Raw genomic sequence first — 12,571 nt, forward strand, 5'->3', positions numbered from 1 at the left:
CCCGCCTCCGCCCGCTACTGGCGCACGGATGGCGCACGGATGGCGCACGGACGCAAAACCGCGGCGGGCTCAAGAGTGCACAACGCCAATCATTGCCCGGAGTCACTCTCCGTGATACACAGAGTGACCGTACGCATACGCGCATACTCCGGCTCACGACACAGGTCAGGGCAGTCGGATCGGTCAAACGTGCGGGGATCGGGTAAAGAGACCCGCCAAGTCGGCATACGAGGCCGGTTCCATCAGCGAAGATAGAAGGCGATCCGTGCCGCCGGGCGCGGGCACTTAACAACCCAACAGGGGCGGTGAGTTGCATGGACGTGGAAGCCGAGAAGGGCGACATCAACACCATCATCGGTGGTATCGCTCCGAGCTGGGGGCCCTTCGGGAACCTGGGCACGGAGGCTCGCATCATTGTCGAGGTGGTGATGGCCATCGCCATCCTGCTCTGTCTCGCCATCGCGATCTGGGGTGCGGCCAAGCAGCGTATCGGCGCGACCGCGCTGCGGGACACCTTCAGCGCGGAGCAGGGCAAGGGGCTGATCGTCGCCGGACTGACCGGCGTCTTCATCATCGGGTCCCTCGGGACAGTCTTCACGATTGTGTACGGGATGGCTGTTTAGCGTCACATCGGTCCGATCCACGCCGGGTACGCCCGGCCCACCTCTACATCATCCGAATCGACACCATCCGTCCCCACACCATCCGTCCGTCGCGCCCATCCGCCGAGGTTGCGTCTCCCTGATGTCGAGTCACCACACCGCGTCCGCGCGGAAACCAGTGCGGCTACCGTCGTGCCCAGCGGTACTGGGAGCGGTAGCGCAAGCGGAACTGCACACGGTTGAACCGGTCGAGGGGGCGGACGCGGCATGAGCTTCGGCGACGAGCACGGCCACGGGAACGACCCGGGCCGGACGACGGACGACGGCTTCGGCGGGATGGGCCAGACGCGCACGCGTCTGCCGGACGGCGGGGCCGGCGACGGATACGGGGGCGCCCGCCGCCCGCAACGGAGTTCGCGCTCGCTCATCGCGATGGTGGGCGTGGTGGTGCTGCTGATCGCGGCTATCGCGTTCGCGAACCGCGGGGGCGGCGACGACGCGGGCACGTCGGGCGCCGGCGGCGGCGCCGACAACGCGTCGGGCCCGGAACCGACGGCGGCGTCCGGAGTGAAGCCGGTGACGGGAAAGAACGGGGGGATTCCTTCGGGGTTCGCGAAGGACGAGCAGGGGGCGGAGAGCGCGGCGGCGAATTACGCGGTGGCGCTCGGCTCCGACGGCATGTTCAACCAGGAGCGCCGACGCGACATCGTGCAGGCCGTCGCACACACCGACTCGGCAACGAAACTCCAGTCAGGATTCGACGCCGACTACTCGCCGTCATTCGTGGCAGACATCGGCCTGGAACCTGACGGCACGGCTCCAGCCGGGTCCACGTTCGTCAACCGCACCCTCCCGGCGGGTACGAAGGTCACGAAGTTCGCTAACAACGCCGCCGATGTCGATGTCTGGTGCATGGGCCTGTTCGGGCTGACGGGAGAGGCGTCGACCAAGCCGGTGACGAACGGCTGGTTCACGGTGAACGTGAAACTGAAGTGGGACGGGTCCGACTGGAAGGTCGTCGAGACGAGCCAGAAGACGGGTCCGACGCCCGTCACCGGGGACAACCCGGTATCCGGATCCGACGAGATCGCCGACGCGGTCACAGAGTTCGGAGGGTTCACCTATGCCCGGTAGCCCTCAGCGGGTCGTCCGCTCCGTAGCTGTCACCCTCGCAGCCGCCCAGGCGGCGGTGTTCCTGTTTGCCTCTCGGGCCATCGCGGCGCCGACACCGACGCCGTCACCGTCCGCGAGTGACGATCCGTGCGAACTGATCGCCGGCCCTGCCCGTGACTTCTGCGACAACGGCGAACCCGGCAGCACCTCCCGCAACTCCCCCCTCAACGACCCCACCGACGTCGTCGACCCCCTCACCGCCCTCGCGCGCGGCTGCGCCGAGGCCGCCGCGTGGACCGTCGACACCCTCTCCAAAGCCGTGAAGGAGACCGCCACGGTCGACTTCACCAACACCACCTTCCTCTCCCAGTACGCCGTCGTCTTCGCCGCCGCCACCATCCTCACCCTCATCCTCTGGCTCCTCGCCGTAGCCAAGCGCGCCATCCGCGGCGTCCCGCTCACGACCGCCATCTCCGAGGCCATCGGCTTCCTCTGGCTCACCGTCCTCGCCTCCGCCTTCACGCCGCTCATCCTCTACACCCTCGTCTCCGCCACCGACGGCGTCACCGACGTCATCGCCGGCGGGACCAGTGGGCAGACCGATGTGTTCTTCGGGACGTTCTCCGAGGCGCTGAAGAAGGACACCGAGATCGGCGGCGGGCCGATCATGCTGATCGTCGTGTCCCTCGTGACGATCCTCGCGGCCGGCATCCTCTATCTGGAGCTGTTCATCCGGGCGATCCTGCTCTACGTCGGCGCCCTCCTCGGCGTCGTCGTCTACGCCGGTCTCGTCGACAAGAACATGTGGGGCCATGTACGCCGCTGGGCCGGGCTCATGATCGCGGTCATCATGGTGAAACCCGTGATCGTCATCGTCCTCGGCCTCGCCGGCGCGCTCACCTCCGACGACGGGCCCGACTCGCTCTCGGCCGTCGTCTCCGGGCTCGCCATCATCATCCTCGCGATCTTCGCCTCGGCCATGATCTACCGCTTCGTCCCCGGCTTCGGCGACGAGATCGCCAGCGCCCGCAGCAACGCCAAGCTGTCCACCGCCGGTGGCCGCGCCGCCGCCGTGATCAGTTCGCCCGCCGGCGTCGTCTCGCAGGGCATCAAGACGCACAGCGGCCGAAGCGGCGGAGGCGGCGGCGACAGCAGCAGCGGCGGTGCCCGCCCCTCCAACCCCGTCTCCGGTGGCGTCGCCGCCCACAGCAGCCGCCCCTCCTCGGGCGGCGGCGGAGGAGGCGGAGGTGGCAGCGTCCCCTCGCCGGCCCCCGCCCCCCGCTCCAGCAGCCCCACCAGCGGCACCCCCCACAGCAGCCGCAGCAACCACGGAAACCGCGGAACCGGTAACAACAGCACAGGAGGTGGAGGGCGTTGACGACTCAGTCCCATGCGGTCGCGCCCCGCCGTACGTATCTCATCGGCCGCGCCCGGCCGAACGCGATCGTCGGCAAGAACCGTGAGACGGGCGAGATCGCGCTGATCATCGCCGGCGCGTTCCTCGGCATGATGAGCGGGCTCATCGTGCCCATCCTGTCCCTGCGGATCGTGACACTGCTCGGGTTCCCGCTCCTCGCGCTGGCCGCGGTGTACGTCCCGTACAAGCACCGCACGGTCTACAAGTGGTTCGAGATCAACCGCAGTTTCAAACGGACCCTCCGCAACGGCACCACCTACCGCTCCGCCGCCATGGAGTCCGGCACCATGGCCGACGGCCGCGAGGTCGAGATCGGCCCGCCACCGGGGATCGGGCGGATCAACTGGCTGGCCGCGCCCTTCGGGCCCGACGAGATCGCCGTCCTGCTGCACGCCGACCGCCGCACCGTCACCGCCGCCATCGAGATCGAGGGCCCCGGCGTCGGCCTGCGCGACAGCGAGGACCAGGAAGCGCTCGTCGACCGCTTCGGCACGCTCCTCAAGCACGTCGCCAACGGCGACGGCTTCGTCACCCGCCTCCAGATGCTCGCCCGTACGCTCCCCGCCGACCCCGACGCGCACGCCAAGGACGTCGCCCAGCGCGGCGACTCCGCGTCCCCGGGCTGGCTCCAGGAGTCATACGAGCAGCTCCAGTCCATGGTCTCCACCTCCAGCGAGCAGCACCGCGCCTACCTCGTCGCCTGCATGCACTACACCCGCGAACTGGCCAGCGAGGGACAGGCCATGGCCCGCGCCACCCGCCAGGCGGCGGGCGGCAAGGGCGGCCGGGGCCGCAAGCTCGACAAGGACGCCGGCCTGGCCGTCGTCATGGCCCGCGAGCTCACCGACATCTGCGCCCGCCTCGCCGAGGCCGACATCCGCGTCCGTCAGCCGCTCGGGCAGGCCCGGCTCGCCTCGCTCGTGCACTCGATGTACGACCCGGACCACCCCATAGACCACATCCAGGCCATGACGAAGCGCAACGCCTGGCCCGCCGAGCTGGACGCCATGGAGCCCACGTACCTCCAGGCCAAGACCCGCGAGTCCTCCACCCGCGCGCCCTGGTGCCACTCCACGGCCTGGGTGAAGGAGTGGCCGATGACCCCGGTCGGGGTCAACTTCCTCGCCCCGCTGCTCGTCCACACGCCCGACGTGATCCGTACGGTCGCGGTCTGCATGGACCTGGAGCCGACCGAGGTCGCCATCGAGCGGATGCTCACCGAGAAGACGAACGACGAGGCCGACGCGAGCCGCGCCGCCAAGATGAACCGCACCGTCGACCCGCGCGACATCGCGGCGCACGGCCGGCTCGACCAACGGGGTGAAGATCTCGCCAGTGGCGCGGCCGGGGTCAACATTGTCGGGTACATCACCGTGTCGTCCCGCTCACCCGAGGCCCTGGCCAGGGACAAGCGGACGATCCGGGCGTCCGCCGGCAAGTCGTATCTGAAGCTGGAGTGGTGCGACCGCGAGCACCACCGGGCGTTCGTGAACACCCTGCCGTTCGCCACCGGCATCCGCCGATGAGCACCACCCGCCGACCGACAACCGCCGCACGAAAGCCGACAACCGCCGTACAGACGCCGACGACCGCCCAGCACCACCAAACTGCCGCCGTTCCCAAGCCGACCGCCGCTGATAGGGGCCTGTGATGCGAGATCCCATGTCCGCCTTCACGGACGCCTTCACCAGCTTCCTCTTCGGGAAGGTGGAGACCACCCGGCTCCCGGTCCGTACGTCCACCGGCCAGGCGCAGGCCGTCTATCTGCCGACCGCCGCCCCCGGCCTCGGCGACTCGGGCGTCATCATCGGCCGCGAGGTCTACAGCGGCAAGGGCTACATCTACGACCCCTTCCAGCTGTACGGGCAGCAACTCCCCGCCCCGCACTGGCTGGTCCTCGGCGAGTCCGGCAACGGCAAGTCGGCCCTGGAGAAGACGTACGTCCTGCGGCAGCTGCGTTTCCGCGACCGCCAGGTCGTCGTCCTCGACGCCCAGGGCGAGGACGGCGCCGGCGAGTGGAACCTCATCGCGCAGGAGCTGGGTATAACCCCCATCCGGCTCGACCCGATGGCGGCCCTGGACGGCGGCATCAAGCTCAACCCCCTCGACCCGGCGATCACCACCACCGGCCAGCTCGCCCTGCTGCGCACCATCATCGAAGTCGCCATGGGCCACGGTCTGGACGAGCGCTCCGGCTTCGCGCTCAAGGTCGCGCACGCCTACGTCCACGCCACGATCGTCGAGCGCCAGCCCGTCCTCATGGACATCGTGGAGCAACTGCGCCACCCGGAGCCCGAGTCGGCCGAGGCGATGAACGTCGACATAGACGACGTACGGGCCTGGGGCCTGGACGTCGCCCTCGTCCTCGACCGCCTGGTCGACGGCGACCTGCGCGGCATGTTCGACGGACCGACGACCGTCGGCATCGACCTGGACTCCCCGCTCATCGTCTTCGACCTCTCGCACATCGACCGCAACTCGATCGCGATGCCGATCCTGATGGCGATCGTCGGCGTGTGGCTGGAGCACACCTGGATCCGCCCCGACCGGAAGAAGCGCATCTTCCTGGTCGAGGAGGCCTGGCACATCATCAACTCCCCGTTCGTCGCGCAGCTCTTCCAGCGGCTCCTCAAGTTCGGCCGCCGGCTGGGTCTGTCGTTCGTGGCGGTCGTCCACCACCTCTCCGACGTGGTCGACGGCGCCGCCGCCAAGGAAGCCGCCGCCATCCTCAAGATGGCGTCGACCCGGACGATCTACGCGCAGAAGGCGGACGAGGCGCGGTCCACCGGTCAGGTCCTCGGCCTGCCACGCTGGGCGGTCGAGATCATCCCGAGCCTCACGCCGGGTATCGCGGTGTGGGACGTCAACGGCAATGTCCAGGTCGTCAAACACCTGGTCACCGAGGCCGAACGACCACTCGTCTTCACCGACCGCGCGATGACGGAGAACAGCCAGGCGTCCAATGCCTCCGACGCCGCCGACGCCCTGAGCGGCGGGCTGCCCGACGACGTACGGGCCGCCGAGTGGGAGGCGGAACAGCGCGCGATCCTGATGGAGCAGCAGCGGTTGAACGCGTCCTCCGAGTCCACGGTGGCGTGACGGGCATGGCGGCGGGCAATGGCGCGGCTCCGGAGCGCGGGGTCCCGGACGGGCTGATCCTGGGCGTGCTGGGCTTCCTGCTCGGGATCACGCTGTTCGTGTGGACGGCGACGGGCCTCGCCGCGCTCTTCGCGCACGGCTCGTGGCCGGCCAGGGTGACCTTCATGCGTACGCCGTCGGCCGTACGGCAGTTGGTCTCGGCCCCGCACGACCTCCCGGCGGCCTGGCCGGACACACCGCCGGGCGAGCTCTCCGGATACGGGCTGTTCTGGGGCCTGTTCATCGGCGAGCTGATGGTGGCGACCGTGCTGGCGGTGTTCGTGCTGGGCGTCGTGGCCCGCTGGCGCGCGCTGCGTACGGTACGGCTCCGGGAACGCGAACGGGCGCGGGAGCGCGCCGAGTACGTACGGGAGAACCCGGCGCCCGCCCCGGCGCCCGCGCCCGCGCCCGCTGCCGCAGCGGAGCCGACCCCAACCCCCGCTCCGGCCCCGGTCGAACGGGCCCAGCCCGTCGCCCCGGTCGAGCAGGCCCCACCCGTCGCACCACCGGCAGCCACACCCGTACAGGTGCCGGTCCCCGCCCCTCGTACCGCCCCGTACGCCCACGTCCGCTACGGCGCCCCCCACACCCGCCGCCCCGCCGCCGTGCAGGCCATCCAGGACGCCGAGGGACCCGCGCTCGTCGTCACGTCCGACGCCACCGTCTGGGCCGAGACGAAGGACGCCCGCGCCAAACTCGGCCCCGTCCTCGTCTACGACCCCGGCCACCTCTGCGACACCCCCGCCCGCCTCCACTGGTCGCCCACCACCGGCTGCGAGGACCCCGGCACCGCCGCCGCGCGTGCCGTCGCGCTGCTCGCGCCCGTTCGTCCGCCGGCCCGCCTCGACGCCGCCATGGCCGACACGGCGGAGACGCTGCTGCGCTGCTGGCTGCACGCCGCCGCCGTCGACGGGCGGCCGTTCAAGCAGGTGCACCGCTGGGCACAGGGAGGCAACGCGCACGACGCCGTACGGCTCCTGCGTACCCACCCCAAGGCCGCCTCCGGGCTCGCCGGTCTGCTGGAGTCCGCGCTCACCGCCTATCCCGAACGCCGGGAGATCGCCCAGCAGTTGACGACCCGCGCGCTGACTTCCCTGTCGTCCGTCCACATCCGCGAAGCCTGCACACCCAATCGCGCCGACTCGCTCGCACTGGATTCTTTCGCGGCCGAGGGGGGCACGCTCTATGTGGTGGGTGAGCCGATCGAGGATCCGCGCACTCGTCCGGGAGCGATGCCGCTGCTCACCGCTCTCGCCTCAAGCGTGGTCGAGCACGGCCGCCGCATGGCCGTACGGTCATCCGCCGGTCGGCTCGACCCACCAATGACGCTGGTGCTCGACGACGTGGCTGCGGTGGCCCCACTGCCCGCGCTGCCCGAGCTGCTGGCCGAAGGGGATGAGCACGGGATGCCGGCGCTGGTCCTCCTGCGCTCACGCGAACAGGGCAGGGACCGCTGGCCGGACCGCTGGCCGCACCAGGAACTTCCCGCCTGAGCGGCCCAGTTCACCGAGTGAAGTCTGCCGTTCAGGTCCGCGGCCGCGGCACCGCGAGCTCGAACTCCCGCGCGGAGGGATCGTTCTTCACAGGGAGGATCGCACCGGTCGGCTCGAAGCCGAGCTTGCGGTACGCGGCCCGCGCCCGCCCGTTCCGCTCGTCCACGAACAGCCGCACCCGCTCGACACGCGGCTCCTCCAGCGACCACGCCCACTCGGCGGCCACGTCGAACAGTTCCTTCAGCAGCCCGGCGCCCCGGTACTCCGGCCGTACGTACACACCGACGATGTGCGCCTGGTCGCAGTCGCTCCGGCCGCCCAGCACATCCGTCGCACCCAGCCGCTCGACGAGCACCACCACCGAACCTGCCCAGCCCCCGTCCGCCACCTCTGCCACGAACTGCCGCGCCGACGTGCCCCCCGCCGCTCCCTCCGTCCGCTCCCGCCAGAAGGAGTCGGGGCGCTGAACGGCGTCCTCGTACGTATCGAGGAAGGCGACGTGCGCGGCCGGATCCCGCAGGGCGTCCAGCCGGAATTCCTTCGCGGTGGCCCATTCGTCGGCCCGTACGGTACGTACGACAGGTGCTCGGCTCATGCGGCGATCCTCCGGGCTCGGGACACCCGCCCACAAACCAATTTCCGGAGACGGATCTCAGGGTCCCCCGGGGCCGCCGTCGTACCGGGGTAGTACGCCCCGTACGCGGTGCCCGCCCCCGGTCCGACGTTCCCGACCCGCGAACTGCCTACCGTCGAAGCCATGATCAAGGCCAACGGACTCACCAAGCGATACGGCGGCAGAACACGCCGGCCCGGCAGAACCGGCAGGACCGGCACGCCCGTCGGAACCGGAAAGACCGTCGTCGACGACCTCACCTTCACCGTCGAGCCAGGAGCCGTCACCGGCTTCCTCGGCCCCAACGGCGCCGGCAAATCCACCACCATGCGCATGATCATGGGCCTCGACGCCCCCACCGCCGGCCACGTGACCGTGGGCGACCGCGCCTACGCCGCCCACCCGGCCCCGCTCCACGAGGTCGGCGGCCTGCTGGAGGCCCGCGCCGTCCATCCGGGCCGCACCGCCCACCACCATCTGATGGCACTCGCCCACACCCACGGCATCCCCGGCTCCCGCGTCGAGCACGTCCTCGGCCTGACCGGCCTCACCGATGTCGCCGGAAACCGCGTGAAGGGCTTCTCCCTCGGCATGGGCCAGCGCCTCGGCATCGCGGCCGCCCTCCTCGGCGACCCGGCCACGGTCATCCTCGACGAGCCGGTCAACGGCCTCGACCCGGAGGGCGTCCTGTGGATCCGTAATCTCCTCAAGTCCCTTGCCGCCGAAGGCCGTACGGTCTTCGTCTCCTCCCACCTGATGAGCGAGACGGCGCTGACCGCCGACCGGCTCATCATCATCGGGCGGGGCCGGCTGCTCGCCGAGACGACGGTGGCCGACTTCGTACGGGACTCGGGCGTCACGGCCATGAAGGTCGTCTCCCCCGGCGCCCGGACGCTCGCGTCGCTGCTCGCGGGCCCCGGTGTCGAGATCGCCCCGGGCGCCGCATCCGACGAACTCGACGTACGGGGCGTCGACGGCGCGTACATCGGCCGTATCGCCGCGGCCCACGCCGTTCCCCTGTACGAGCTGACGCCGCGCACCGCGTCCCTGGAGCAGGCCTTCATGGATCTGACGCGCGACGAGGTCGAGTACCAGGCGGGCACCACCCACGACGCACCCACAGGAGCGGCGGCATGAGCACCACACAAACCGTCCCGGCCCGCGTGTCCCCGGCCCCGGTCCACCGCCTGGGCGTCACTCCCGCACGGGTCCTGCGCTCGGAATGGCACAAGTTCTGGACCCTGCGCTCCACCTGGGTCACCCTCTCGGGCTCCTCGCTCCTCATCCTCGCCACCGGCCTGGCCGTGGCGATCAGTCACGAACCCGCGGGCGCCGGTCCCGAGGAGGTCGGGGACCCGGTCGTACTGACGCTGCTGGGCATCCAGTTCGGCCAGATCATCCTCACCGTGCTCGGTGTCCTGTTCACGGCGGGCGAGTACTCGACCGGCATGATCCGCGCCTCGCTCTCCGCCGTTCCCCGACGGCTCCCCGTCCTGTGGGCCAAGGCCGCGGTCTTCGCCGCCGTCACCCTGGTCACCGGGCTGATCACGACCTTCGCGACCTTCCTGCTCGCCCAGCCCTTCCTCGCCGACACCGACATGGGCGCCTCACTCGCGGATCCGGGAGTCGCCGGCGCCGTCGCGGGCACGGCGCTCTCGCTCACACTCCTCGGCGTGCTCGGCCTCGGGCTCGGCGCACTGCTCCGCTCCGTACCGGGAGCCGTCGGCGCGTTCTTCGCGGGAGTGGTCATCATGCCGGAGGTGCTGTCGGCGGTGCCCTCCGACGCCGTGAAGGAGGCCGTCTCGTACTTCCCGGCCCGCGCCGCACAATCCCTCGGCGCGGTCCAGCACCAGGCCGGCAGCCCGTCGGACCCTGCGGCCCTGCTCACGCTCTGCCTGTGGGCACTGGCGGCACTGGGAACAGCGGGATGGCTCCTCAAGCGGCGCGATGTATGACGATGATGGAGAGATGACGAGCCCGAGGCCGACAGCGGGAGCAAGGGTGAGCGGCAACAACAGATCGCTCACCCAGCTCATCAACAGCGCGGCCCAGCGGATCGACGCCTACGACAAGGCCCGCCCGCTGGTCTGGAACCTGTTCCTGGCGGGCTGTCTCCTGATCGGCGGCACGGGCGAGCTGAGCGGCGGAGGCTGGCGAGCGATCTCGCCCAACCCCGGCGCGCCCCTGTGGCCGGCCGTGGTCTGCGCCGTGGGCTTCCCGCTGACCTTGCTGCGCCGACGTACGCACCCGGTCGAAAGCCTGCTTGCCCTGTTCCCGCTCGCCCTGTTGCAGGGCTGGTCGGGTGTCGGGCTCCAAGTCACCGTGTTCTGCGAGCTCATCGTCATCTTCAACATCGCGCTACGGCTCCCGATGCGCCAATTGGCCCTGAGCGCAATGCTGTTGAGCGTCCCGCTCGTCGTGGGCCTCGCGCGCTTTCCGGCGGACGGGTGGGTCATCCCTCTCCAGTCCGCACTGACGAGCATCGCCGCGGTGGCTCTGCTGGGGATCGCGTGGCGTACGAGACAGGAGTACACGGCCTCGCTGAGGGAGCGGGCGAAGCAGCTGGAGATCGAACGCGACCAGCAGGCCCAGCTCGCCGCCGCCGCCGAACGCACCAGGATCGCCCGCGAGATGCACGACATCCTCGGCCACAACCTGTCCGTCATCACGGGCCTCGCGGACGGCGGTTCGTACGCGGCGAGGAAGAACCCGCAGCGCGCGACCGAGGCCCTGGACGCGATCGCCACCACCAGCCGCCAGGCCCTCACGGAGCTCCGCCGCCTGCTGGGCATCCTCCAGAACGAGACCCGGGCCACCGCCCCCGCCGAACTCGCGCCACAGCCAGGACTCGGCGAACTGGACCAACTGATCGGCGGCGTACGGGCGGCGGGCCTGCCCGTCCAGGTCACGGTCACCGGCGACCTCGAACTCGAAGCCGAACCACAGGGCCGCCAGCTCACGATCTACCGCGTCATCCAGGAAGCCCTCACCAACACCCTCAAGCACGCGGGCCCCGACGCCATGGCCACGGTCGCACTCAGCCGTACACCGGAGGCCATCACGGCGGAGATCACCGACACGGGCAGACCTGGTCCCAGAAAGCCAGGAGGCCGCGGCATCACCGGCATGCGGGAACGCAGCGCCCTGTACGCGGGCACACTTGAAGTCGGACCACGGCCCGAGCCCGACGAGGGCTGGCGGGTCCATCTGCATCTGCCGAACGACGAGGACGACCGGGTGTGACGACCGTACTGATCGCCGACGACCAGCCCTTGCAGCGCATGGGCTTCCGGATGCTGCTGGAGAGCCAGGACGACATGACCCTGGTGGGCGAGGCGGGCGGCGGCGCCGAAGCCGTACGCCTCATCGACCAACTCCACCCGGATGTCGTCCTGATGGACGTCCGCATGCCGGGCCTCGACGGCATTGAGGCCACGCGCCGCGTCGTCGCGGCCGGCAGCCGCACACGGGTGCTCATCCTGACCACCTTCGACCTGGACGAGTACGCGTACGCGGCCCTCCGCGCCGGCGCGAGCGGCTTCCTCGTCAAGGACGCGCTCCCCGAGGAGCTCCTGTCCGGCATCCGCGCGGTCGCGAGCGGCGACGCGGTGGTGGCCCCGAGCCTCACCCGCCGCCTGCTGGACGCGTACGCCCATCGCCTCCCCACGTCGAACAACGCGGCGGGCGACGAGCCGGCGCAACCCGAGGAGAACCACCCGGGAATCTCCCTGCTCACCGACCGGGAACGGGAAATCCTCACCGTTATCGGTCAGGGCTGGACGAACACCGAGATCGCTGCCCGTCTCCACCTCGCGGAATCGACGGTGAAGACGCATGTGGGCCGCGTCCTGGCGAAGACAGGCTCACGCGACCGCGTCCAGGCGGTAATCCTGGCGTACGAGGCGAGGCTGGTCCGCCCGTCGTAGAAAAGGTCTTGAACGCAGAAATGCCCCGCACCATAGACGGTGCGGGGCACTCCCACAAAGATTGTTCGGCGGCGTCCTACTCTCCCACAGGGTCCCCCCTGCAGTACCATCGGCGCTGAAAGGCTTAGCTTCCGGGTTCGGAATGTAACCGGGCGTTTCCCTAACGCAATGACCACCGAAACACTATGAAACACTGGAACAGCCGGATAACTTCACGGATGTTCGTTGTCTCAGAACTAACACAGTGGACGCGAGCAACTGAGGACAAG

The 12,571-nt window shown here is 70.2% G+C and carries 11 protein-coding genes and 1 rRNA gene; 10 read left to right on the top strand and 2 right to left on the bottom strand.

From position 1 onward, the window contains the following. The first annotated feature begins 314 nt into the window (after positions 1-314). From IEY79_RS29105 to IEY79_RS29130, 6 genes are all read left to right on the top strand, one after another. Positions 315-623: a DUF8827 family protein gene (locus IEY79_RS29105; protein WP_189110607.1), complete on the top strand. Its 309-nt coding sequence runs from the start codon at positions 315-317 to the stop codon at positions 621-623. A gap of 246 nt (positions 624-869) precedes the next feature. Next, complete coding sequence (locus IEY79_RS29110) at positions 870-1,736, top strand: hypothetical protein (protein ID WP_189110608.1); 867 nt, start codon at positions 870-872, stop codon at positions 1,734-1,736. Then, positions 1,726-3,093: a hypothetical protein gene (locus IEY79_RS29115; protein ID WP_189110609.1), complete on the top strand. Its 1,368-nt coding sequence runs from the start codon at positions 1,726-1,728 to the stop codon at positions 3,091-3,093. Before IEY79_RS29110 ends, IEY79_RS29115 begins: the two co-directional genes overlap by 11 nt. Beyond that, complete coding sequence (locus tag IEY79_RS29120; RefSeq protein WP_189110610.1) at positions 3,090-4,658, top strand: SCO6880 family protein; 1,569 nt, start codon at positions 3,090-3,092, stop codon at positions 4,656-4,658. The genes IEY79_RS29115 and IEY79_RS29120 overlap by 4 nt, the downstream gene beginning before the upstream one ends. A 124-nt stretch (positions 4,659-4,782) precedes the next feature. Next, on the top strand, positions 4,783-6,231 hold the full coding sequence (locus IEY79_RS29125; protein ID WP_189110611.1) for an ATP-binding protein: 1,449 nt from the start codon (positions 4,783-4,785) through the stop codon (positions 6,229-6,231). Between the two features lie 5 nt (positions 6,232-6,236). Beyond that, positions 6,237-7,763: a type IV secretory system conjugative DNA transfer family protein gene (locus IEY79_RS29130; protein ID WP_189110612.1), complete on the top strand. Its 1,527-nt coding sequence runs from the start codon at positions 6,237-6,239 to the stop codon at positions 7,761-7,763. 31 nt (positions 7,764-7,794) lie between these two features. Here the strand turns inward: IEY79_RS29130 and IEY79_RS29135 are convergent, their stop codons facing one another. Then, entirely contained in the window at positions 7,795-8,358 is a 564-nt protein-coding gene (locus IEY79_RS29135) for a GNAT family N-acetyltransferase (protein WP_189110613.1), read from the bottom strand. 162 nt (positions 8,359-8,520) lie between these two features. On the opposite strand from IEY79_RS29135, the gene IEY79_RS29140 reads away from it, so the two are divergent. Genes IEY79_RS29140 through IEY79_RS29155 form a run of 4 tightly spaced genes read left to right on the top strand, consistent with a single transcriptional unit; the run spans position 8,521 to position 12,302 of the window. Then, positions 8,521-9,513, top strand: a complete 993-nt coding sequence (locus tag IEY79_RS29140; RefSeq protein ID WP_189110614.1) for an ATP-binding cassette domain-containing protein — start codon at positions 8,521-8,523, stop codon at positions 9,511-9,513. Then, the gene (locus IEY79_RS29145; RefSeq protein ID WP_189110615.1) at positions 9,510-10,331 is read left to right on the top strand and encodes an ABC-2 transporter permease; all 822 of its coding nucleotides are present in this window, start codon (positions 9,510-9,512) and stop codon (positions 10,329-10,331) included. The genes IEY79_RS29140 and IEY79_RS29145 overlap by 4 nt, the downstream gene beginning before the upstream one ends. Positions 10,332-10,377: 46 nt before the next feature. Further along, the gene (locus IEY79_RS29150) at positions 10,378-11,619 is read left to right on the top strand and encodes a sensor histidine kinase (RefSeq protein WP_229701209.1); all 1,242 of its coding nucleotides are present in this window, start codon (positions 10,378-10,380) and stop codon (positions 11,617-11,619) included. Beyond that, positions 11,616-12,302 (top strand): response regulator, encoded by a 687-nt coding sequence (locus tag IEY79_RS29155; RefSeq protein ID WP_189110616.1) that lies wholly within the window; start codon positions 11,616-11,618, stop codon positions 12,300-12,302. The genes IEY79_RS29150 and IEY79_RS29155 overlap by 4 nt, the downstream gene beginning before the upstream one ends. 63 nt (positions 12,303-12,365) lie before the next feature. On the opposite strand, the gene rrf is transcribed toward IEY79_RS29155, so the two are convergent. After that, positions 12,366-12,482 (bottom strand): 5S ribosomal RNA (gene rrf / locus IEY79_RS29160). Between the last annotated feature and the right edge of the window lie 89 nt (positions 12,483-12,571).

Origin of the sequence: Streptomyces camponoticapitis (assembly GCF_014646115.1) — a bacterium.
GTDB classification, from domain to species: Bacteria; Actinomycetota; Actinomycetes; order Streptomycetales; family Streptomycetaceae; genus Streptomyces; species Streptomyces camponoticapitis.